This is a genomic window from Trueperella bernardiae, assembly GCF_030246965.1.
GTDB lineage: Bacteria > Actinomycetota > Actinomycetes > Actinomycetales > Actinomycetaceae > Trueperella > Trueperella bernardiae.
The window spans coordinates 1,796,772-1,817,465 of record NZ_CP127099.1 but is presented as its reverse complement, the minus strand read 5'-3'; the positions used below and the strand labels follow the sequence as shown (position 1 = coordinate 1,817,465).

At 67.4% G+C, this 20,694-nt stretch carries 22 protein-coding genes and 1 tRNA gene; 18 read left to right on the top strand and 5 right to left on the bottom strand.

Features of this window, described 5'->3' with window-relative positions; translation table 11 throughout:
• Window positions 1-35: 35 nt before the first annotated feature.
• The 7 genes from QPC17_RS08345 (at window position 36) to QPC17_RS08315 (ending at window position 4,722) form a co-directional block, all read left to right on the top strand.
• Entirely contained in the window at window positions 36-1,001 is a 966-nt protein-coding gene (locus QPC17_RS08345; RefSeq protein WP_101923719.1) for a cellulose synthase operon protein YhjQ/BcsQ, read from the top strand.
• Window positions 998-2,152, top strand: coding sequence for a TadA family conjugal transfer-associated ATPase (locus QPC17_RS08340; protein ID WP_062613037.1), 1,155 nt, complete (start codon window positions 998-1,000; stop codon window positions 2,150-2,152). The genes QPC17_RS08345 and QPC17_RS08340 overlap by 4 nt, the downstream gene beginning before the upstream one ends.
• On the top strand, window positions 2,149-2,811 hold the full coding sequence (locus tag QPC17_RS08335; RefSeq protein WP_068539053.1) for a type II secretion system F family protein: 663 nt from the start codon (window positions 2,149-2,151) through the stop codon (window positions 2,809-2,811). Before QPC17_RS08340 ends, QPC17_RS08335 begins: the two co-directional genes overlap by 4 nt.
• Entirely contained in the window at window positions 2,812-3,405 is a 594-nt protein-coding gene (locus QPC17_RS08330; RefSeq protein ID WP_251769513.1) for a type II secretion system F family protein, read from the top strand. It abuts the gene before it with no gap.
• A gap of 290 nt (window positions 3,406-3,695) precedes the next feature.
• On the top strand, window positions 3,696-3,872 hold the full coding sequence (locus tag QPC17_RS08325) for a DUF4244 domain-containing protein (protein WP_068539055.1): 177 nt from the start codon (window positions 3,696-3,698) through the stop codon (window positions 3,870-3,872).
• Between the two features lie 63 nt (window positions 3,873-3,935).
• Complete coding sequence (locus QPC17_RS08320; protein ID WP_145989868.1) at window positions 3,936-4,376, top strand: TadE/TadG family type IV pilus assembly protein; 441 nt, start codon at window positions 3,936-3,938, stop codon at window positions 4,374-4,376.
• Entirely contained in the window at window positions 4,369-4,722 is a 354-nt protein-coding gene (locus QPC17_RS08315; protein ID WP_062613045.1) for an Rv3654c family TadE-like protein, read from the top strand. The genes QPC17_RS08320 and QPC17_RS08315 overlap by 8 nt, the downstream gene beginning before the upstream one ends.
• On the opposite strand, the gene QPC17_RS08310 is transcribed toward QPC17_RS08315, so the two are convergent.
• The 3 genes from QPC17_RS08310 to QPC17_RS08300 all read right to left on the bottom strand — a co-directional run bounded on the left by QPC17_RS08310 (window position 4,688) and on the right by QPC17_RS08300 (window position 8,017).
• On the bottom strand, window positions 4,688-7,060 hold the full coding sequence (locus tag QPC17_RS08310) for a DEAD/DEAH box helicase (RefSeq protein WP_285347221.1): 2,373 nt from the start codon (window positions 7,058-7,060) through the stop codon (window positions 4,688-4,690). The two genes, QPC17_RS08315 and QPC17_RS08310, sit on opposite strands and share 35 nt — an antisense overlap.
• 161 nt (window positions 7,061-7,221) lie before the next feature.
• Window positions 7,222-7,440, bottom strand: a complete 219-nt coding sequence (locus tag QPC17_RS08305; RefSeq protein WP_101923721.1) for a helix-turn-helix domain-containing protein — start codon at window positions 7,438-7,440, stop codon at window positions 7,222-7,224.
• Window positions 7,430-8,017, bottom strand: a complete 588-nt coding sequence (locus QPC17_RS08300) for a DUF2975 domain-containing protein (protein ID WP_101923722.1) — start codon at window positions 8,015-8,017, stop codon at window positions 7,430-7,432. Before QPC17_RS08300 ends, QPC17_RS08305 begins: the two co-directional genes overlap by 11 nt.
• 435 nt (window positions 8,018-8,452) lie before the next feature.
• On the opposite strand from QPC17_RS08300, the gene QPC17_RS08295 reads away from it, so the two are divergent.
• From QPC17_RS08295 to QPC17_RS08285, 3 genes are read left to right on the top strand one after another with little or no spacing between them, the layout of a single operon-like run.
• Window positions 8,453-9,820 carry an ABC transporter permease gene (locus tag QPC17_RS08295; protein WP_068539060.1) on the top strand — a complete coding sequence of 456 codons (1,368 nt, stop codon included), beginning with the start codon at window positions 8,453-8,455 and terminating at the stop codon, window positions 9,818-9,820.
• A gap of 59 nt (window positions 9,821-9,879) precedes the next feature.
• Complete coding sequence (locus QPC17_RS08290; RefSeq protein ID WP_201783142.1) at window positions 9,880-11,166, top strand: FtsX-like permease family protein; 1,287 nt, start codon at window positions 9,880-9,882, stop codon at window positions 11,164-11,166.
• Window positions 11,167-11,174: 8 nt separating this feature from the next.
• Window positions 11,175-11,816, top strand: a complete 642-nt coding sequence (locus tag QPC17_RS08285) for an ABC transporter ATP-binding protein (RefSeq protein WP_062613056.1) — start codon at window positions 11,175-11,177, stop codon at window positions 11,814-11,816.
• Window positions 11,817-11,831: 15 nt separating this feature from the next.
• Here the strand turns inward: QPC17_RS08285 and QPC17_RS08280 are convergent, their stop codons facing one another.
• Window positions 11,832-12,179 (bottom strand): hypothetical protein, encoded by a 348-nt coding sequence (locus QPC17_RS08280; RefSeq protein ID WP_068539061.1) that lies wholly within the window; start codon window positions 12,177-12,179, stop codon window positions 11,832-11,834.
• 47 nt (window positions 12,180-12,226) lie between these two features.
• On the opposite strand from QPC17_RS08280, the gene QPC17_RS08275 reads away from it, so the two are divergent.
• The 7 genes from QPC17_RS08275 to QPC17_RS08245 all read left to right on the top strand — a co-directional run bounded on the left by QPC17_RS08275 (window position 12,227) and on the right by QPC17_RS08245 (window position 19,319).
• The gene (locus tag QPC17_RS08275) at window positions 12,227-12,403 is read left to right on the top strand and encodes a hypothetical protein (protein WP_168160569.1); all 177 of its coding nucleotides are present in this window, start codon (window positions 12,227-12,229) and stop codon (window positions 12,401-12,403) included.
• Between the two features lie 46 nt (window positions 12,404-12,449).
• Window positions 12,450-12,710 (top strand): hypothetical protein, encoded by a 261-nt coding sequence (locus QPC17_RS08270; RefSeq protein ID WP_068539062.1) that lies wholly within the window; start codon window positions 12,450-12,452, stop codon window positions 12,708-12,710.
• 49 nt (window positions 12,711-12,759) lie between these two features.
• The gene (gene topA / locus QPC17_RS08265) at window positions 12,760-15,489 is read left to right on the top strand and encodes a type I DNA topoisomerase (RefSeq protein ID WP_285347220.1); all 2,730 of its coding nucleotides are present in this window, start codon (window positions 12,760-12,762) and stop codon (window positions 15,487-15,489) included.
• Between the two features lie 69 nt (window positions 15,490-15,558).
• On the top strand, window positions 15,559-16,314 hold the full coding sequence (gene tmk / locus QPC17_RS08260) for a dTMP kinase (protein ID WP_070808041.1): 756 nt from the start codon (window positions 15,559-15,561) through the stop codon (window positions 16,312-16,314).
• On the top strand, window positions 16,311-17,495 hold the full coding sequence (locus QPC17_RS08255) for a DNA polymerase III subunit delta' (protein ID WP_062613066.1): 1,185 nt from the start codon (window positions 16,311-16,313) through the stop codon (window positions 17,493-17,495). The genes tmk and QPC17_RS08255 overlap by 4 nt, the downstream gene beginning before the upstream one ends.
• A gap of 134 nt (window positions 17,496-17,629) precedes the next feature.
• Entirely contained in the window at window positions 17,630-19,183 is a 1,554-nt protein-coding gene (locus QPC17_RS08250; protein WP_148132186.1) for an alpha/beta hydrolase, read from the top strand.
• 63 nt (window positions 19,184-19,246) lie between these two features.
• A tRNA-Thr gene (locus tag QPC17_RS08245) sits at window positions 19,247-19,319 on the top strand.
• Between the two features lie 50 nt (window positions 19,320-19,369).
• On the opposite strand, the gene QPC17_RS08240 is transcribed toward QPC17_RS08245, so the two are convergent.
• Window positions 19,370-19,492, bottom strand: coding sequence for a hypothetical protein (locus QPC17_RS08240; RefSeq protein ID WP_256359245.1), 123 nt, complete (start codon window positions 19,490-19,492; stop codon window positions 19,370-19,372).
• A 90-nt stretch (window positions 19,493-19,582) separates the two neighbouring features.
• Between QPC17_RS08240 and QPC17_RS08235 the strand changes: the two genes are divergently transcribed.
• The gene (locus QPC17_RS08235; RefSeq protein ID WP_285347219.1) at window positions 19,583-20,635 is read left to right on the top strand and encodes an FMN-binding negative transcriptional regulator; all 1,053 of its coding nucleotides are present in this window, start codon (window positions 19,583-19,585) and stop codon (window positions 20,633-20,635) included.
• The last annotated feature ends 59 nt before the right edge of the window (window positions 20,636-20,694 follow it).

Below are 20,694 nucleotides of genomic sequence, written 5' to 3'. Positions count from 1 at the left end.
CGCCGCACCCGCGCCGGATTCGCAAGACTGCCGGCATGGAGAACATGCATTCAGTGGTGTACACCGGCACGGATCGGACCGTGGGCGACGAGCTGGCGCGGCTCGCGGACCTCGTGGGGATTGATTTTGCGCGCCTGCGCGCCCCCGCGGTGCTCATGTTCGACGACGCCGACGCCCCCGGCCAGGTCGAGGCCCACTTCCACGAGATGTTCGCGCCCTACTTCCCGCGCGGCCGGGTGCGCCTGGATCCGCACGAGTCCGCGGATGTGCTCGAGCTCATGGCCGCCGTGGGGTTGACGATGCGGGGGCGGGTGATCGGGGTCGTGGGCGCGCATGGTGGGGCCGGGGCGTCGACGATTGCGGCCTGGCTGGCGCGGCTGATTGCGGTGGAGGACGACTGCGCGCTTGTTGACGTGAATCCGGCGTCGGTGGGGATTGACCACCTGCTCGCGATCGATGCCGAACCTGGCAAGCGCTGGGCGGACCTGGCCGGAGACGGCGCGATCCTGGCCGGGCGCCTTAACCGGGTGCTGCCGCGCTGGCAGGATGTACGCGTGGTCTCCGCCGACGACCGGGGCGGGGTTCCCGATGCCGCAGCCGCGACCCGCGTCATCAGCGCGCTCGCGCAAACGCATGCGTGGACGGTGCTCGACCTGCCGGTCGCGGCCGGGATGGCGGGCAGTGAGTGGCACGGGCTACTCGATTGGTGCGACGTGGTGCTGCTGGTGACGAGGCCCGACGCCGTCGCCCTGGCTCACGCTCGCGCCCGCCGAGACCAGATCGGGCGGCAGATGGTGGCGGTGGGCAACACGGTGGGATCAAAGATGGAGGCCGCCCACCTGGCCGGTGCAATCGGCGTGCCGGCGATGTTTTCCGTGCGGACCTTGCGCGGCACCCGCGGCGATCTCGACCACGGCGTCACCCCCGGCGACCGCAAACGCTCCGGCGCCGAACGGGACCTGCGCGCCCTGTGGGAGCACGTGCTGGAGGTGACGGCATGAACCTCGATCCGGCCCAGCTGGCGGGGATTCGGCGGCGGCTCGCGGCGGGGGAGAACCTGCGCGGGGCGCTTGCAGCGGTTCCCGGCGCGATCTTCACGGCCGACGTCGCGGCCCTGGACGCGCAGGTGCGCCGCGAACTCATCGGGGCCGGGCCCATCATCGCCCCGCTGCTGGAGGACGCGGAGGTGACGGACGTTGTCGTGAACGGGGTGGAAGTGTGGGCCGACCGCGGGCAGGGCATGGAAAAGGTGGCGGCCGAGCTGGAGGGCGAGGAGGCGACGCGGGCGTTGGCGGTGAGGCTGGCGGCGTCCTGCGGGCAACGCCTGGACGACGCGAGCCCGATCGTGGACGGCACGTTCCCCTCCGGCGTGCGATTGCACGCGGTGATTCCGCCGCTGTCGGCCGAGGGCACGCTCATTTCCCTGCGCACGCACCGCGCCCGCGTGCTCACCCTGGACGAGCTGGAGGCGGGCGGCTCGGTGGAGGCCGAGGTGGGGCGGGTGGTGCGCGCGCTGGTGGAGCGGCGGGCGAACGTGCTGATCTCGGGGGCCACGGGCGCGGGCAAGACGACGTTCCTCAACGCCATGCTGTCGCTGATCGGAGCCGAGCAGCGGATTTTGGTGATTGAGGAGTCGGCGGAATTGCGGCCCGACCACCCGCACGTCGTGCACCTGCAGGTGCGCAAAGCTAACGTGCAGGGCGCGGGCGAGGTGACGATGAGCGACCTCGTGCGCGCCGCGATGCGCATGCGCCCCGACCGGATCGTGCTCGGCGAATGCCGTGGCGCCGAGGTGCGCGACGTGCTCGGTGCGCTCAACACCGGCCACGAGGGCGGGTGGGCCACGATCCACGCCAACTCGACCGCGGACATCCCCGCTCGGCTCGTGGCGCTCGGCACGCTGGCCGGTATGAACGAGGTCACGGTCGCCGCGCAGGCCGCCTCCGCGCTCGACGCCGCCATCCACGTCCGCCGGCTTGGCGGGCGCCGCTTCGTGTCCGAAATCTCCGTGTTCGCGCGCCGAGGTGGGGAGCTGTTCGCGCCGGTCGCGATGCGGGTGGACCGGCCCGGCGGATGCGTCACGCACGACGACGGGTGGGCGGCCCTGGCCCAAAGGCTTGGGTTGGAGCCGGGGGCGGGGGTCGGGCGGTGATCTGGTTCGGCGTGCTCCTGGTGGTCGCCTTCGTCACCGTGCCGCGCCGGAGCGTGGAGCGAAAGTTGCGCGGGCGGCGTCGCCCGGAAAAACAGCCCCGGCCGGTGATGGACATGGGCGCGATCGTGACGGAGGTGGCGACGCGGCTGCGGTCGGGGTCGAGCCCGGAGCGGGCGTGGGCGCAGACGTTGCAACACGCAGGGCTCGAAGTGGACGACCCCGTTCTCGGCGACGACGGCGTCCCCCTCGCGCTGCGCGGGCTCGAGCGCATGGGCTGGTGGGAGCGGCGTAAAGTGGGCGTGACCGACGTGGCGCTACACACCCTGCCCGCCACGTACGCCGTGTGCGTGATGAGTTTCCGCACGGGCGCGCCGATGGCCGACGTGTTGGAGGCGTGCGCGGCAGGGATCACCGAGTCGGGGGAGGCGAAGAACGCGCGCGAGGTGGCGCTGGCCGGCCCGCGCACGTCCGCCCGCATGCTCGCGGGGCTGCCGGCGATCGGGATTGCGTTGGGGTACGTCATGGGCGCGGACCCGCTGGGCTTCCTATTCACGACGACGCTCGGGCGCCTCGCACTCGTAGCAGGGCTGAGCTTTGAGGTGGCGGGGCTGATGTGGACTGCGCGGATGGTGGCGCGGGCGCGGGTAGAGGAGGAATAGGTGCTGGGGCTAATGGTGGTTGCGGCGGTGCTCGCGGTGGTGTGGATGCCGTGGAGGGTGTCGGGAGGAGGCGCTGGCTCGAGCGGGGCTGGGGCCGCGGGCTCGGGGCTGGCGCGGGTGCGCGAGCGGGTGGCCCGCGTCGTGGGCAGGGCCGGGGTGCTCGGCAAGAGGGCGGACGAGCCGGTGGACATGGCCGTCGTGCTGGATCTGGCGGCGGCGGCGCTGGGGTCGGGGTTGTCGATCCCGGGGACGCTCAAGGCGCTCGACGCGGCGATCGGCGGGGCCGCGCGCACGCAGACCGCGAACCTGCTGCTCATGGGGGCCACCTGGGAGGAAGCCTGGGAGGACCTACACCGCGACCGACTCCGCGACGCCCTCCGCGCCGCCTGGACCGACGGAGCCGCGCCCGTGCCACTCATTCAGCGCAGTGCTCAGAGCCTGCGCCTGCAGCGCCAGCGTAATGCGAAGGAGGCCGCGGCCCGGCTGGGCGCGCGGCTAGTGATGCCGCTCGGGTTGTGCTTCCTGCCCGCGTTCATCCTGCTGGGCGTCGTTCCGGTGGTGGCGGGCGCGGCGGGGCGCCTGTTCGGGCTTTAGCCGGCCGTATACCCGGCTGACCCGTCAGAAGTCGTGAGTATGCCGGCTGGCGGTGTGTATGGGGCGTTGGTGAGTCTTATTTTCACGAGTTGTGTCGGGTGTGCCGGGTAGCTGGCTTTGACGGGGCCCGGCGACGGGGCGGGGGCGAACTATCCACAGCGAAGCTCCCGGGAGGGCTATTCACTTTTGGGGATTATCGGCGTTTCCAGATTTTGCGATTGATGAGACTGGAGATGTCACACACCGTGACGGCCCCACACGGGGGCATACAACACGAGAGAGGAAAAACAATGAAGGCAAAGAAGTTTCTGACTCCGCAGGCTGAGTCGGGCATGGTGTCGGCGGAGTACGCGGTCGGTACGGTAGCGACCACGTCCATCGCGGGGATCTTGATCTGGCTGGTCCAGCAGGACTGGTTCCGCGAGGGCATCGCGGCGATCTTCAGGCTCATTTTCAAGTACGCCTAGCCGTTCGGCGGGTGGGGCGAACCCCACCCGCCGAACCCGGTCATAGGGAAAGGAGGGAACGAGGTGAACGGAAGCGAGCGGCGGGCTGGGTCAGGGCGTGCTCCGGGAGGTGGGCCAGCTGGGCAGGCTGAGGCAACGCGTGCGGCGGGCGACATGCCAGTCGGCTGGGTGCGGGCCGAGGGCGGGATGGTCACCGCGGAATTCGCCATCGTCACGCCGGCCGTGATCCTCGTGGCGCTGGCCCTCATCTCCATGCTGGTGATGGGCTGGAAGCAGGTGGAGGTGGGCAACGAGGCTAAGGAGATTGCCCGGGAGTATTCCCTTCACGGGCACACCACCCTGGCTGAGCAGGCCAAGGCAACGGGAGCGGACGTGCGGCTCGGCGTGGAAGGGGAGGTCGTGACGGTGACGGTCACCCGCCGTGGCGGCGGCCTCTACTCCTGGTTTGACCTCGACTTCAGCGGCACTCACCGGGCCGTCATCGAACCGAGGAGCCATGGCTAGGGCCCGGGCGGAGCGGGGCTCCGCAACGACTCTCGCGGCGGGCATCATCGTGGCGCTCGCGGCGTTGGCCACCCTCCTATTCCAGTTGGTCGCGGCGGCGGGCGAGCGCATGGAGGCACAGAACGTCGCCGACCTGTCGGCCATCGCGGCCGCGATCACCTACCGGGATACGAGCTCGCAGGAGGGCGCGTGCGCGCGGGCCCGCGAGCTGGTGCTCGGCTACTCAATCACCTGCGAGGTAGAAGGGAGGAACGTGCGGGTCACGGTCCGCCGCGAGTCCCGCTTCGCCTGGATCACCCGCGCCCACGAGGCTAGCGCTGTGGCGGGCCCGGCTCGCGGCCCGTAGGGCTGGGCCAGGAGGCGAGCAGGTAGCGCAGCAGGGCGGTGGCCCCGTGCTTATCGAGCGGTTCGTTGTTGTTCCCGCACTTGGGTGACTGCACGCACCGCGGACAGCCGTGGGCGCAGTCGCAGGATTCGAGGGTGTCGAGCGTGGCGCGCAGCCAATCCGCCTCGGCGTCGAACCCGCGGTCGGAGCAGCCGGCCCCGCCGGCCATTGCGTCGTGGACGATGATGGTGGGCTTGCCGGTCTGTGGGTGGGGGGCGGTGGACAGGCCGCCGATGTCCCAACGGCTGCACGTGGCGAACAGTGGGAGCAATGCGATCATCGTGTGCTCGGCGGCGTGCAAGGTGCCGGGCACGTCGGCCGTGCGGATCCTGGCCGACGTGAGCGCCTCGACGTCGATCGTCAGCCACACTCCGGTGGTCTCCAACGACCGCATGGGCATGGTCAGCGGGTGGGTGCCAAGGTACAGGCCGTCGGCTACCCGCCGCACGTCGTAGCCCACCACCCGCGACTGCACCACCACCCGCCCGCGGCACCACGTGCCGTGGGGGAGGCGCACCTCGGCGTCGGTGGAGAGGATCTCCACGGAGGTCTCCTCACGGGCGAAGGTGCGGATCTCCTCCTCGCGGTGGCGGTGGACGAGCGCGACGTCGTCGGCCAGGCTCTCCACCATGTACGCCACGCCCTGGTGGAGATAGATTGCGCCGGGGTGGACGGTGATGTCGGCGCGCGCCTGGTCCACGGTGCCAAGCAGGGCGCCCGATTCGGCGTCGATGATCGACACGGTGGTGCCACCGCCGCGGATGTCAACCATGTCGTGCGGGCTTACGTGCAAGGCCGGGTTCCAGAACCAGCCGCGCGGGCGGCGCCGAAGTAGGTCGGCGCGCTCGAGGTCTTCGAAGACCTCGGTGGAGGGCAGGGAGAAGATCATCATGTCCGCCTCCGTGAGCGGGACCTCGGTGGCCGCCGCACACAGGTGCCCGGGCAGGATCCACGGGTTGGTGGGATCGAAGACGCTCATCTCCGGGCTCGCCTCGAGGATCGCGGGGTGGCTGAGGATGTACTGGTCGAGCGGGTTGTCCCGCCCGATGAGGACCGCCAGCCCGTTCTCACCGGCACGGCCCGCCCGGCCGATCTGCTGCTGGAAGGAGGCCTGCGTTCCGGGCCACCCCGTCACGACGACGGCGTCCAGGCCCGCGATGTCAATCCCGAGCTCGAGCGCGGAGGTGGTGGCGAGCCCGCGCAGGTCGCCCGTGCGGAGCTGGCGTTCCAGTTCGCGGCGTTCCTCGGGTAGGTAGCCGCCGCGGTAGGCCGCCACGGTGCCCTCGAGGTGGGAGGCCCGCTCGTGGAGGACCTCCCGCGACACCTCGGCCACCCGCTCCGTTCCCGGCCGGGAGCGCACGAAGGTGAGCACCCGGGCGCCGGCGGCCACGAGGGTGGCGGTGAGCTCGCCGGCCTCGGTGTTGGCGGAGCGGCGGCGGACGTCGATGTTGCCCTCGTCGTCAATCGCGGCGGGCTGGGCGTCCTCGACCTCGCGGCAGGCGAGGGTGAGGATGTCGCGCTGGCCAGCGGGTGAGCCGTCGTCGACCACAGCGACGACCTGCCCGAAGGCCTCCCCGAGGAAGCGCTGGGCGGACACGGCCGGCTCATAGGCGGTGGCGGAGAGGAACACGACCGTGGGATCGGCGCCGTAATGCCGTGCCACGCGCAGCAGCCGGCGCACCACCAGCGCCACGTTGGAGGCGAAGGAGCCGCGATAGGAATGGAATTCGTCAATCACGACGTAGGCCAGGCCGCGCCAGAGCCGCTGCCACATCTCCTGCCGGCCGAGCAGGCCGAAGTGGGCGAAGTCGGGGTTGGTGATGACCACGTCGGCGCTGGTACGGGCCCAGGCGCGGGTGGGGCCGTCGGCGTCGCCGTCCACGCTCGCCACGCCGATCCGCCGGTCCACGAGGGCGGCGAGCCGCGAAAGCGCCTGCTCCTGGTCGGCACCGAGCGCCTTCGTGGGCGCGAGGTAGAGCGCGGTGGGGCGGGAACGCGCCGAGGCCAGCGACGTTGTGGCGCGCCCTTCCGCGATCGCCGACAGCACGGGCACCCACGCGGCCAGCGACTTGCCTGACCCCGTGCCCGTTGCCACCACGACGTGGCGGCCGCTGTGAGCGGAGTCGGCAGCCTGGGCCTGGTGGATCCACGGCCGCTCCACCCCGATCTGGGCAAGCGCGGCGCGCACCTGCGGCGCAACCCATTCACCCCACGTGCCGTAGCGAGGCGCGCGGGGCGGGACGACGACGTGGCCGGTGAGCTGGTCGGCGCCGTAGGATCGGGCAACATCGAGGAGCATGGTGCCAGTGTGCCACCCCGCTCCGACAAATTCAGACCCGCCCGCACGACGGTCGAGGCGCGGCTTCCCGAAAGGGCGCGGCTCGCGCGGTGCGCACCTTGCGCACGCCTGCCCCGCCGCCCGGCGTCAGCCGCGCCGCGGGCCCCTCCGAAAAGGGCACCTCAGTCGATGGCGAAGAGGTCGCCGGGCTGGCAGCCGAGCGCCTCGCAGATCGCGGTGAGGGTGGTGAAGCGGACGGCGCGCGCCTTGCCGGTTTTAAGGATGGAGAGGTTGGCCATGGTCAGGCCGGTGCGTTCGGAGAGCTCGGTGAGGGTTATGCCGCGGGCGGCGAGCACGGCATCGAGCGTGCAGACGATCCGGTGATCCTTTTCAGACGACATAGTCGAGCTCCTCCTGCATCCTTGAGCCCTGGCGGAATGCTGCCCAGAACGCGAGGGCGAGGATGCCGGCGAACACGAGCGCGAGGCCGAGCGTGTCGGGCCCCGCGGCGATGGTCGCGCCGTCCCCGCTCGTGGCGAGTTGGAAGGCGCTGGAGTCCTCGGAGATGCGGGTCGTGGAGGCCTCGCCCAGGACGTAGGCGATCACGCCCCCGGCTACGAGCAGCCCCGCCACCAGGCCCATCCGGCTTAGCGTGGCGCGCGCGAAGGCCTGGGCCTTGCTGATCCGGCGGATGACCCCCGTGCCGAGCACAAGCGCGGTGGCGAGCGTGAGGAGGACGACGGCGTCGTAGGCCACGGTCCACCCAATCGTGGCGGACGAAACCCAGCTCATGGGCACGCTTGATTCGCCGTTCATGCAGAAGTAGGGCAGGTCGCACGCGCTGGCGGGCGCGCCGCCCAGGTGCGAGCCCACGGTCAGGGCGACGAGGGTGTCGAGCAGGCCGGCACCGAGCAGGCACGTGCCGAGCCAGATGATGGCCACGGCGCCCCAGAGGAGGATCTTCTCCCAACGGGTCATGACAACTCCTTATCGTTAATCGATGTTATTGATTAACAATAAACTCGCGTGTGGCATCGGGCAAGGGTCGCGCCTCCGCCCGTGGGGGGGGGATCCGCCCTTCTCCTCAACAAACTCAGCACGCACCGTGGTCGCGCCTCCGCCCGTGGGGGGATCCGCTTCACGACGCCCGAGGCCCGGCTCGCGCCCTGCGAGCCGCGCCCGCAGCTCCTAATCCGCCACCGGCCGCGGAAGACGATGTCCTCTTTAGTTAAAGCCCGCTCGAATACGAACTGCGCGCTGAGATGGGCATCACAGCGTGAACTGCACAACTGAACCGTCAACAACCAGCGGGCAAGCCTAGAGGCTCCGGTAATGTATCCGTCCAGAATATTTTCGGCAACGCACCACAACCCGGTCGTGGGCGCTTGCCACTGTCATTTTGGAAGGGATGTTTTGAAGTTCGTAGGGAGAGCTTGGCGCTACTGTGTACGCAAGCCAGTAAAAACACTCATCATCTTTGCTGTTCTGGCCATCATGGCCACCGTGGTTATGTCCGCCAGTGCGGTCACCCGCTCAGCAGACCACGTGTCCAATGAAATCGAAGCAAAGACTGGCCGCGGTTTCGTCCTGGAGAACAACCCCCAACATAACCCCGGAACACCACGAGGCGCCGGCACCGTCAAAGCTGCTGACATCGACAAACTCGCGGGGCTGGACGGTGTGGAATCGTACGTGGCCCGCCAGAACGTGACCGCTGACCTCGTGGGGGCGGAAGTGCAGAAACTCGACCACGCCGACTATGACAAAAAGCGTGAAGAACAGTTCGGCAATGCCGTCAACGTGTGGGGTGTCAACAACAGCGAAATCGCCAACAACTTCCGCAGCGGCACGCTGAAACTCACCCAGGGCCGCCACCTGACACCCGACGACAAGAACAAGGCCATCATCCACGAGGATCTCGCCAAAGCCAACAACCTCAGCGTGGGCAGCAAACTTACGCTGAAGGGCAACAAGTACGACGTCGACAACGAACGCCAGTCCACAGAAGAAGTCACAACCGAAATCGTGGGCCTCGTATCCGGCGACAACCCCCGCCCGCCGGCAACGCGCAATGAGCTTTTCGCCAACACCGTCTTCACTGACCTTGATACCACGCGCGCGCTGTACGAGTTCACGCCAGAAACTGAGATCTATCAGGACGCGAACTTCTTCATCAGTAAAGACGCCGACCTCGACAAGGTCGCGCAAGCTGCCAAGCAGCAGGACGTCGACTGGCAGAACTATCAGATCTCCCCAGCAGCCCAGTACCTTTCGGGCATCACCGGCGCTGTTGACGGCATCAAGAGCATCATGCGCAGCACCACCGTTGCCGCCACCATTTTTGCTGCTGCAATCGTGGCTCTCGTCCTGTTCCTATGGCTGCGCGAACGCAACAGGGAAACCGGCACGCTGCTGTCCATCGGCGTGACCAAAACCAGCATCGCCGCACAATACTTCACCGAAATGATCATGATCGCCGTACCGGCGTTCATTGCCGCTTACTTCGCCGCCGGCCGATTCGCCCAATGGATGGGCGACACCACCCTGGCCAGTGTGAACAAGTCGGCAGCACAGGACATGGCGCAGGCCGGACAGTTCGGTGCTGACATGGAATCTTCCGCGTCAGCCCAAACACTGGAAAACCTGACAGTGGGACTGACCTCTGCTTCGGTTGTTCAAGCCGTTATCATCTGCGCGGTCGTCATCGCCGTGGTCGTTGCCATCACAGCTGTGCCCATGCTACGTAAGAGCCCCCGTGCGATCCTGGCGGACACCAAATGACCAGCCCCTGGTCACGCGCAATCCGCTGCGTTACTCGCAAACCCGGCCGCACCCTGACCATGATCCTCATCATGGCCGTGGTGTGCACCGCGCTCGTCGCCCAATCCGGTGTGCGCTCCACCATGGCCGAGGTCAAAAACGCCATCAACACCAACGTCGGTGCCGGATTTACGGCAACCGTGTCGGCAGGGGAGACCGTTGGCGAGGTGGAGTCCGGTTCGGAAGGTGACCCGGCACCTCGGGAAGGTGACCAGGTGGAGACCACCCCAGGTGAGGCACCTGTGGTGGGCTCCACCTCGGGAGATTTCACGGGTCTTGATCGTGACCTGGCCGAGCGCCTGGCAGCCCTGCCCCAGGTGGCGCGGCACAGTCTCGAAGCTGAAACCTTGGCTCGGCCCGAAGGCGCGCAGCCGGTACTGGGTACCAGTGGAATTCAGCTGGACCCGAAATTCGCCGGTGATGTCAGTGTGACCGGAACCAGTGATTCTTCGCTCAGCCCGGCTTTTCAGGGCAAGCTGTACCGGCTTGTCGAAGGGGAGCACGTGGGCTCGCAGGAAGATTCGAAGTCCAGCGCTGGGGAGCCGCGGGCCATTATCCACCGCGCGTTCGCTGATCAGAACAAACTCGGTGTGGGCGACAAGCTCACGCTTACCCGCGATGGTGCGAAGGTCACGGTCACGGTTGCCGGCATCCTCGAAGGCAAAACCGACAACCCCACGGGTCTGCCATCCGGGGCATCTGAGAACCACATTTTCGTGGACCTTTCATCTGCGCAGAAGCTGGGCGCGCCCCTGACCACGGGCCGCTATTTCACGCAGAACGCACAGCAGCTGCCGGAGACGCTCGCGGCTGCTGGGCGCATAGCGCCCGAGCTGACACTGGAGGACAATTCCGCACAGTTCGCACCCGTACTCCAGGCGATTTCCGGGGTGGACCGACTGCTGGGAATCCTGCTGTTGGGTCTGGGGGTGGCCGGTGCGTGTGTGCTGGCACTGGTGAGCACCTTCTGGGCGCGCGGCCGTACTTACGAAATCGGCGTCCTTCTGTCCTTGGGCAAAAGCAAAGCCAATGTGCTGTCGCAGTTTGCGATCGAAGCCGGCATTTTCGCCGGTGCGGCCGCAGTCATCGCCGCGGTGGTCGGCACAGCTCTTTCCACCCGGCTGGGACAGGCCGTCTTCGCGCAGGTAGGCGGGGAGGCGCTGTCGTCGATTCAGCTAAGCACCGGAGCCGGTGATGTTGTCCTAGCGTTGGTGCTGGGCGCCGTCATCGTGCTCTTCGGAGTGTCCGTGGGAGTCCTGCCGCTCGTCATGCAGCGCCCCAAACGAATTCTTGCAAAACTCAGTTAGGAAACATCATGGCCATCATGCAGCTTGATCACGTCAACTTCAGCTATGCCAGCCGCGCCAAGCGGGTGCTCAGCAACGTCAGCTACGACTTCGAAGAAGGAACGTTCTACGCAATCGTGGGCTCGTCCGGTGCGGGCAAAACAACCATGTTGAACCTGCTGGCTGGGCTGGATACACCCACTCAGGGGACTGTCCGGTTTGGCGGCGACGACATTGCCGAAACCGGGTACACCCGTCACCGCAAGGACCAGATTGCGCTGGTGTTCCAGAACTACAACCTCATCGACTATCTGACACCCTTGGAGAACCTGCGCCTGGTCAACCGCAAAGCCAGCATTGACGACCTCACGCGGTTGGGCATCGACGCGGCCGCTGCAAAGCGCAACGTGCTGGCCCTGTCCGGTGGTCAGCAGCAGCGAGTGGCGATCGGACGGGCCCTGGTTTCCTCAGCTCCTGTCATCCTGGCTGATGAGCCCACCGGCAACCTCGATGAGGAAACCGCCGAAGGCGTCATCGAGATTCTGCGGGACGCAGCCCACCAGCAGGGCAAATGCGTCATCGTGGTCACGCACTCGAAGCAGCTGGCACGAGCAGCCGACATCACCCTCCGCCTCGAACAGCGTAAACTCGTCGAGCACAAAAAGGCCTAGACGGGCGAGGTGGGGTTACTTCTTTCCGAATGATCTGCCGAAGAACGAAGTCTTCTTCGGCAGATCGTCGGTCCAGGCGTTTGCTGCCTGGGCGCTGTTCGGCCCATTTCTGACACCGTCAGGGGCGGGGTGGGTGTAGGCAAAGTGCCGTGCGCGCACGGTGAACGCATCGTCGTCCCGGCCTACGGCCCCAACGGGACGCTGAAGTTCTTGAATGACCAGGTCCCCACCCACCTCGGCCAATGATTCGTCCTGACCATCCTCCACGAACGCAAAACGAGACTTGTCAACAATAGGTTCGCCCCCGTCCAATTCCGCATCGCCGGACATCAGGTGTCGAACCAAGGTGCCATCAACAAACACCCGGTAACCCGCCGTTCGTTATCACGCCGGCCGCCGCGCGGGAGGGCGTGGGCAAGCTTGACTATCGGGACGCTGGGCTGGACGTTGACCTCGTCATGCGCGAGCTGTTGCCCGTCACGTCCTACATCGAGATGTGGCTGCGTGACGGCGCGCTCACCCACGCCACCCTGACTCTGCCCTCTCGTACCGCGCGTGGCTGGCGGACTTCGGCGCGCGCAAGGTGACCCACATCGGCATGGGATATCTGGCCGTGGGCTGGGCGACGGCGTCGTGATCGCGCAAGAGCTACACGGAATGGTCCTGCCGAACCTGCACAAGTACATGGAGCGGATCTGGGCCGGGCTGCGGCAGGAGGACTTGGCGAGGTTGGCGCCAGTGGCGCACGGGGAGCTGACCACGGCGCAGATCGTGTCCGCGCTGGCGGAAATATTGTCGGAGGCGCCGGATACACTGGTGGAAAAGTTGATATCGAAAGTTGTTCAGCTCAAACAGTTGGGTATGCTGACTTTCGTCGAGCCGGTGGCGCTTTAGCCGGCGTTCACGTTCAATCTCGCCGCGGGGCGAATAGAAAGAGGAATCAATGACGAAGCTTGTCATCGTCGAGTCTCCTGCCAAGGCGCGCACGATCGGGAACTATGTGGGTTCCGATTTCGTGGTCGAGGCGTCCATTGGGCATATTCGTGACCTCCCGCGCCCATCGGAGCTGCCAGCCGAGATGAAGAAAGGCAGTTTCGGCAAGTTTGCCGTGGACGTGGAGCACGATTTTGAGCCCTATTACGTGGTGAATGCGGACAAGAAAAAGAAGGTCGCCGAGCTGAAGAAAGCGCTCAAGGATGCCGACACGCTCTACCTCGCAACCGATGAGGACCGCGAGGGTGAGGCGATCGCGTGGCACCTGCTCGAGGTGCTGAAGCCGAAGGTGCCGGTCAAGCGCATGGTCTTCCACGAGATCACGAAGGAAGCGATCACCCGCGCGCTGGATAACACCCGTGATATCGACACACAGCTGGTGGATGCCCAGGAAACGCGCCGCATCCTTGACCGGCTGGTGGGGTATGAGGTGTCGCCGTTGCTGTGGCGCAAGGTGGCGCCGGGGTTGTCAGCGGGGCGCGTGCAGTCGGTGACCACCCGTCTGGTGGTGGAGCGCGAGCGGGAGCGTATGAAGTTCGTGCCGGCCTCGTACTGGGACGTGACGGTCAGCCATGACAAAGAAGGCCAGCCGTTCGAGTCGAAGCTGTATGCGGTGGACGGCGTGCGGATCGCGTCGGGCAAGGATTTTGGCGACGACGGGCGGCTGACCGCCAAGTCGGAAAAGGCGGGCGTGGCCACGCTGTCGGCCGAGCAGGCGGAGCAGGTGGCGAAGGCGATCGAGGCGGCGTCGGCGTACGTGGCCTCGGTGGAGACGAAGCCGTACCGCAGGCGGCCGGCGGCGCCATTTACCACTTCCACTCTGCAACAGGAGGCCTCGCGCAAGTTGCACCTTTCGGCGCGTGACACGATGCGGGTGGCCCAGGCGCTGTACGAAAACGGCTTTATCACCTACATGCGAACGGATTCGACCAACCTGTCCACCGAGGCGATCTCGGCGGCGCGGCGCCAGGTGCAGGAACTGTACGGCGCGGACTACCTGCCGGAAAAGCCGCGGCTTTATACGTCGAAGGCGAAAGGCGCCCAGGAGGCGCATGAGGCGATCCGACCGGCGGGCGATTCGTTCCGCACGCCCCAGCAGGTGGCGAACGAGCTGCGCGGGCGGGAGTTTCAGCTGTACGAGCTGATCTGGAAGCGCACGGTCGCCTCCCAGATGGCGGATGCCACGGGCTCCACCGCGTCGGTGCGGTTGGTGGTGGACGTGCAGGCCGGGGGCGTGCAGGAAGCCACGCTGGCGGCGTCGGGAACGATCATCACCTTCCGCGGATTCCTCGCGGCGTACGAGGAGGGCCGGGACAAGAAGCGCTATGAGGACAAGGAGTCGGAGGCGCGGCTGCCGGACCTGGCCGAGGGCGAAGAGGTGGCGAATCTGCAGGCCACGGCCGAGGGCCATGAGACCACCCCACCCCCGCGCTACACGGAGGCCTCGCTGGTGCGAACGCTGGAGGAACGCGGAATCGGGCGCCCGTCCACGTACGCTTCCACGATCTCCACAGTGATCGACCGCGGGTACGTGGACAAGAAGGGCAGCGCGTTGGTGCCCACGTGGACGGCGTTCTCGGTGGTGCGCCTGCTGGAGGACAACCTGCCTGAGCTCATTGATTACGACTTCACGGCGGAGATGGAATCCGACCTGGACGACATCGCCGCGGGCCACAAGAGCCGCGTGGACTACCTAGGCGGCTTCTACTTTGGTACGGGCGGCGCGGGCGAGGGCGCGGCTGGTGGTGGCGCTGGCGGCGGTCTGCACGGGCAGGTGGACGGGCTAGGCGATATTGACGCCCGGGCGGTCAACACGATCGACTTGTCGGAGCAGGTGGCGGTGCGCGTGGGGCGCTACGGGCCCTACCTGGAGGAGACCGTGGACGGCGCGGTGACGCGGCGGGCCAACATCCCGCCGGAGGTCACGCCGGATGAGCTGACGATCGAGAAGGCCAAGGAGCTGCTGGACTCCGCGATGCAGGAGGACCGGGAGCTGGGCAAGGATCCGGACACCGGCTACTCGATCGTGGTCAAGGACGGGCGCTTTGGGCCCTACGTGTCGGAGGTGTTGCCGGAGGACGCGGTGGCCTACACGCCCACGGGCAAGGTATCGAAGGTCAAGCCCAAGCCGAAGACAGCCTCGCTGTTCGCCTCGATGAGCCCGGACACGGTGACGATTGACGACGCGCTGCGTCTGCTGTCCTTGCCGCGTGAGGTGGGCGAGTCGAACGGGGAGATGATCGTGGCCACGAACGGGCGGTACGGCCCGTACATGAAGCGCGGGTCGGACTCGCGGTCGTTGGAGAGCGAGGACCAGATCTTCTCCATCACGCTGGAGGAGGCGGAGGAGATCTTCTCCAAGCCGAAGGTGCGCGGGCAGCGCCAGGCGCGCCCGCCGCTGGCAGAGCTGGGGACTGACCCGGTGTCGGGCGGAAAGATCCTGCTCAGGGACGGGCGCTTCGGCCCGTATGTGACCGACGGGGAGACCAACGCCTCCCTGCCGCGTTCGGAGGATATCAACCAGATCACCCCGGAGCGCGCCCAGGAGCTGCTGGTTCAGCGCCGGCTGAAGATTGCCGAGCAGGGCGGGCCGAAGGCGCGCAATAAGACGCGGCGGACGGTGAGCAAGTCAGGGGCTAAGAAGGCACCGGCGAAGAAGACGGCAGCGAAGAAGAAGTAGGCGGCTGGCGGCCGCGCTGGGCGCGGCTCATGATGGCGGCGGGAAGTAGTCGACGGGAAGTAGGAAGCGATGGGCCTGTTCATTTCCTTCGAGGGCGGGGACGGCAGCGGTAAGTCCACGCAGGTACGCGTGCTCGCAGCCTGGCTGGAGGAGACGGGGCGCGACGTCGTCGTCACGCGCGAGCCCGGCGGCACGAAGATGGGCAACGCGATCCGTGAGTTGCTGTTGCACGGGGAGGACATGGGCCCGCGAGCGGAGGCGCTGCTGTATGCGGCGGACCGCTCGCATCACGTGCAGTCGAAGGTGCGCCCGGCGCTGGAGCGCGGGGCGGTGGTGGTGACCGACCGCTACTTGGATTCGTCGGTGGCCTACCAGGGCGCGGCGCGGGAGCTGGGCACTGAGGAGGTGCGTGAGCTGTCGCTGTGGGCTGTGGGCGGGTTGCTGCCCGATGTGACGTTCCTGCTCGACCTGCCCGCTGAGGACGCCGCGCGGCGCGCCGCGGCGCGCGCTGGAGGAACGGCGGGTGAGGGCTCGGGTGCCGGCGAGTCCCCCGGACTGGACCGGCTCGAGCGCGCGGGCCAGGAGTTTCACGACGCCGTCCGCGCCCAGTACCGCCTGCTCGCCGCCCGCGAGCCGCAGAGGTTTTACACGTTAGACGCCCGTCGGCCGGTGGAAGATTTGGCGGAGGAGATTCGCGAGGTCGTGGTGGGGATGTTCGAGGAACGCCGGCAGAGGCCGGGAGCCACGGCGGACGGCGCTGGGGGCATGCGCGGCGACGAGGGCGCGGACGGCGTCGTTGGCGGGCCGGGAGGCGAGCGCGCGTGAGCGTCTTTGATGAGCTGGTCGGACAGCAGGAGGCGGTGGCGGACCTGACGCGCGCCGTTAAGGCGGCGCGGAAGATCGCGGGTGCGGGATTTGGCTCGGCGCGGGGGAACTCGGCGATGAGCCACGCCTGGCTGATGACGGGCCCGCCGGGGTCGGGCCGCTCACTCGCGGCTCGCGCGTTCGCGGCCGCCCTCCAGTGCACGGGCCCTACCCCGGGGTGCGGGGAGTGCTCCCAGTGCAAGGCCGTGATGGCGGGCCAGCACCCGGATGTGAGCTCGTTGTCGACTGACCTGGTGACAATCAAGGCCGACGAGGTGCGCGCCTACGTGGCTAGCTCTTATCAGGCGCCGGGGAGTGGATCATGGAAGGTGTTCATCATTGAGGACGCGGACCGGATGGTCGAGCGCACCACGAACGTCCTGCTCAAGGCGATTGAGGAGCCCGGCCCGCGCACGGTCTGGCTGTTGTGTACGGCGGCGGTGGCCGACGTTCTGCCCACGATCCGCTCCCGGTGTCGGAACGTCAACCTGGTGACGCCGGCGGTGGACGAGGTGGCGCGCCTGCTCGTGGAGCGCGAGGGCGTTGAGCCGGAGGCGGCGCTCGTGGCGGCGCAGGCCGCGCAGTCGCACATTGGGGTTGCGAAGGCGCTGGCCACGGACCCGGAGGCCGCGGGGCTGCGAAAGAAGACCCTAGACGCGCTGGCGTCGATCCACGGGGTGGGGGATGCGGCCGTGGCCGCGTGGATGCTGGTGGACCCGGAACTCATGGGTGTCAGCAACACGAAGCGGGACAAGGAGTCCGAGGAGCGTGAGGAGGCTGAGCGTCTCGCCGCACTGGGCCTGGAGGCCGGAGCGCGGGTGCCGGCGGCGGTGCGGAGCCAGGTGAAGGCGACCAGCGTCGATTCTAAGCGCCGCGCCACGCGCACGCTCCACGACATGATTGACCGCGAGCTGACCTACATGATCTCCTTCTACCGTGACGTGGTGGCCGTGCAGCTGGGCGCCCAGGTGTCGCTCATTAACGGCGACTATGCGCAGGCGATCCAGAAGGTCTCGGCGGGGATCGGCCCGTCCGAGGCGCTGTACCGCATAGACACGCTGAGCGAGGCCCGCGAGCGCCTGCGCTCCAACGTGGCCCCGCAGCTGCTCATGGAGGCGGCGCTGTCGGCGATGCGGCAGTAGGCGCGGGCGAGCGGCGTGGGGCGGGCCGGGCGTCGTCGTCGAGAAGTTTTCCACAACGGGGCTTGCGGGGCCGCAACCCCCGAATGCGCCCGTTGGCGAAGACTGCGGTGCGAGCCATGCGATAGATTGGCTGTGTGAAGAAGCTTCAGATGATGTCCTTGTGTGCCGCGGCGAGCCTGCTCGTGGCGTGCTCGTCCGGTGGTCAGAATGCTGGCCCGTCAACGTCGCCTGCGCCGGAGCCCACGAACGTTGCGGGTGCGGTGGCGATCCAGGCGGAGATGCCGGCGGCGCCGGCCGGCCTGGAGGAGTTCTACGACCAGGAAGTGGAGTGGAGCGCCTGCGGTAGCGGGTTTGAGTGCGCCGAGGCGACCGTGCCGCTCGACTACGACAACCCGGGCGGGAAGACCATCACGATCTCGATGAAGAAGATGCTGGCCACGGGTGATCCGATCGGCACGCTGTTCGTCAACCCGGGTGGGCCGGGCGGGTCGGCTCTGGACATGGTCGACCAGGCGAATCTCTATTTCTCGGACCAAATCCTGGCCAACTTCGACATCGTGGGTGCGGACCCGCGTGGGGTGGGGGAGTCGACGCCGGTTGACTGCCTCGACGACGCCGACCTGGCCGCCTACCTCGACACCTCCTACCCGGACACCCCCGAGGGCAAGGCGCAGGCCAAGGTGGACACGGAGAAGCTCGTGGCCGGGTGTAAGGATAAGTCGGGGGACTTGTTGGAGTTCGTGGGCACGCGCTCTGCCGCGAAAGACTTGGACGTGTTGCGCCAGGTGGTGGGCGATCCGAAGCTGTACTACGTGGGTTTCTCGTATGGCACCAGCCTGGGCGGCATGTATGCGGAGCTGTTCCCGGGCAACGTGGGGCGCATGATCCTCGACGGCGCGGTGGACGATTCGATCTCCAGCTTCGACCAGGCGAAGGCCCAGGTGGTGGGCTTCACCGAGGCGTTTGACGCCTACCTGCAGCACTGTGTGGAGGGCGGCAAGTGTGCGCTAGGTGCCACGGTGGATGAGGGCTGGGCGAAGCTGGCCGAGCTGACCGACCAGATCAAGGAAAAGCCCGTGTCCGCCGGCTCGGGCCGGGTGCTGGGCGAGACGGGCTTTTTCTACGGCATCATCACCCCGCTCTACGACGACTCGCTGTGGTTCGCGCTCGACGCGGGTTTTGACAGCCTCATTCACGACGACGACGGCTCGATCTTCGCCCTCCTGTTCGACCAGTACATGGGCCGCGAGGGCGATAAGTTCGTCAACAACATGTTCGAGGCGAACTTCGCGATCAGTTGCGCTGACACGCACGTGGAGGGCACGGAGGCCGACTGGGACAGGATGTCGGATGAGCTGAAGGAGATCTCCCCGGTGTTCGGCGCCGCGATGGGCTATTCCGAGTACGCCTGCCAGATCATGCCGGGCGGCGAGGACGGGTCGCTGGGGCCGTTCGTGGCGGCGGGGTCGGACCCGATCGTGGTCGTTGGAACGACGGGCGACCCGGCCACCCCGTACGAGTGGGGCAAGGCGTTCGCCGACAACCTGGAAAATTCACGGTTCGTGACCTGGGAAGGCGAGGGGCACACGGCTTACAGCCGTGCGGGCGAGTGCATCTCCCAGCCGCTCGATCAGTATCTGCTCACGGGCGAGGCCCCCGAGGACGGGCTGACCTGCCCGGCCGAATAGGCGGCATAGATCACGTCCGGCTATTTGGTAAACGGGGGAGCAGTTCGATAAATTGAACTGCAGGCCGCCTTAGCTCAGTCGGCAGAGCGTCTCACTCGTAATGAGAAGGTCGAGAGTTCGATTCTCTCAGGCGGCTCGGCTAGCCCGGCAACCATTCGTGGTTGCCGGACTTTTGTTTGTCCGGCTCTACGTACCGGGGCAAGATCGGGTGAGGAGCTCAGCGATGAGGACTCCCTCCTGGCCGATGAGGTCGGCGACGAGGGCGATCGTGATGGCCGGGTAGCCGTGGCGGATCAGTTCCAGGTTCATGAGGGTGCGGCCGGGGCGCCCTGCCTGGCGTTGTGCCCGGGCCGGACGGCGTCGGGAAAATTTGTCGGAGGGAGATTGTAGAGTGGGGGCATGTACGTCGCACAGCAACATGCCATGGATCGCGCCGCCGCCCTCGGGTTTGCCGGGAGCATCGGCGTGGGGCAGCTCGTGTCCGTTGGGGCCGGGGGCCTCAACGCCACGTATCTGCCGTTCAATATTGTGGAGTGCGGGAGCAAGGTGGTGGCCCAGTTCCACCTGAACCGGGTCAACCCGCAGTGGCGGGACGCGGGGGAGGCGATGCTGATCGTCCAGGGGCCGAGCGCACACGTGTCGGGCCTGGACCTCCCGGCCGAGCGCCCCGGCGCTAAGCTGCCCACCGTGCCCACGCTCAACTACGTCACGGTCCACCTCAGGGGCTCGCTCTCGATTCACGACGACACGGCGTGGAAGCAAGCTCATCTCACCGCGCTGGTGGAGCACTTCGAGCGTGAATGGCGGGTGGGGCAGCACACGTCCTATGAACTCGTGCACGCGGCGTTCGCGGCGATGGTGGGCGTGGAGCTGGAGGTCGCCGAGGTGATCGGGAAGGCGAAGTTGAGCCAGAACCTGTCGGCGGAGGGGATCGCGGAAACGGCGCGGCACCTACGGGAGCGCGACGAGTCGGCGTGCCCGGTGGCGGACCTCATGGAGGAAATCGCCATCCCCTGGGCGAAGGAGCGGGAAGGCCGGGTGGAAGGCGCGCGCAAGCTGCCGATCGCGTGGGATAAGAAGGAGGATCCGCGGCGGTACGTGGTTGACTACGGCTGGCTGTGGGAAGAACCCCCGCACAATGACGGCACGCCGGCCGTGCTGCGACTGGTGTTGACCGACGGGGCGGAGACGAACGCGAGGGCTGCTGCCGAGGAGTGGCTCGCCGGGCTTCCCCAGGATGGCGGGATGCCGGGCCGTGGAGGATGGGCCGTGAAGGGCGGCGTCGTCGAATGCGAGCACGCGGGAGCCGTGGGGCTGGATCTGGTCTCCGCCGGGGAAGACGTGGCGGACGGGATCTCGGCCGCAGTCGAGGACGCGTTCGCGAATCTCATCGCCAGTACCGACCTGGGCGTGCGATGGGAACAGCTCCCACGCGAGGAGTCCCACAAATAGGGGCCCGCAAAACGATAGAATGAAAGGGATGCGCGAAAACGCGTAACCTCTCCAAGAGA

Coding starts and splice junctions, on each gene's coding strand:
- tmk (WP_070808041.1), top strand. CDS start 15,559: ATGGGCCTGTTCATTTCCTTCGAGGGCGGGGACGGCAGCGGTAAGTCC.
- QPC17_RS08305 (WP_101923721.1), bottom strand. CDS start 7,440: ATGTCGTCTGAAAAGGATCACCGGATCGTCTGCACGCTCGATGCCGTG.
- QPC17_RS08285 (WP_062613056.1), top strand. CDS start 11,175: ATGGCCATCATGCAGCTTGATCACGTCAACTTCAGCTATGCCAGCCGC.
- QPC17_RS08325 (WP_068539055.1), top strand. CDS start 3,696: ATGAAGGCAAAGAAGTTTCTGACTCCGCAGGCTGAGTCGGGCATGGTG.
- QPC17_RS08345 (WP_101923719.1), top strand. CDS start 36: ATGGAGAACATGCATTCAGTGGTGTACACCGGCACGGATCGGACCGTG.
- QPC17_RS08290 (WP_201783142.1), top strand. CDS start 9,880: ATGATCCTCATCATGGCCGTGGTGTGCACCGCGCTCGTCGCCCAATCC.
- QPC17_RS08340 (WP_062613037.1), top strand. CDS start 998: ATGAACCTCGATCCGGCCCAGCTGGCGGGGATTCGGCGGCGGCTCGCG.
- QPC17_RS08235 (WP_285347219.1), top strand. CDS start 19,583: ATGTACGTCGCACAGCAACATGCCATGGATCGCGCCGCCGCCCTCGGG.
- topA (WP_285347220.1), top strand. CDS start 12,760: ATGACGAAGCTTGTCATCGTCGAGTCTCCTGCCAAGGCGCGCACGATC.
- QPC17_RS08300 (WP_101923722.1), bottom strand. CDS start 8,017: ATGACCCGTTGGGAGAAGATCCTCCTCTGGGGCGCCGTGGCCATCATC.
- QPC17_RS08315 (WP_062613045.1), top strand. CDS start 4,369: ATGGCTAGGGCCCGGGCGGAGCGGGGCTCCGCAACGACTCTCGCGGCG.
- QPC17_RS08310 (WP_285347221.1), bottom strand. CDS start 7,060: ATGCTCCTCGATGTTGCCCGATCCTACGGCGCCGACCAGCTCACCGGC.
- QPC17_RS08240 (WP_256359245.1), bottom strand. CDS start 19,492: ATGAACCTGGAACTGATCCGCCACGGCTACCCGGCCATCACGATCGCC.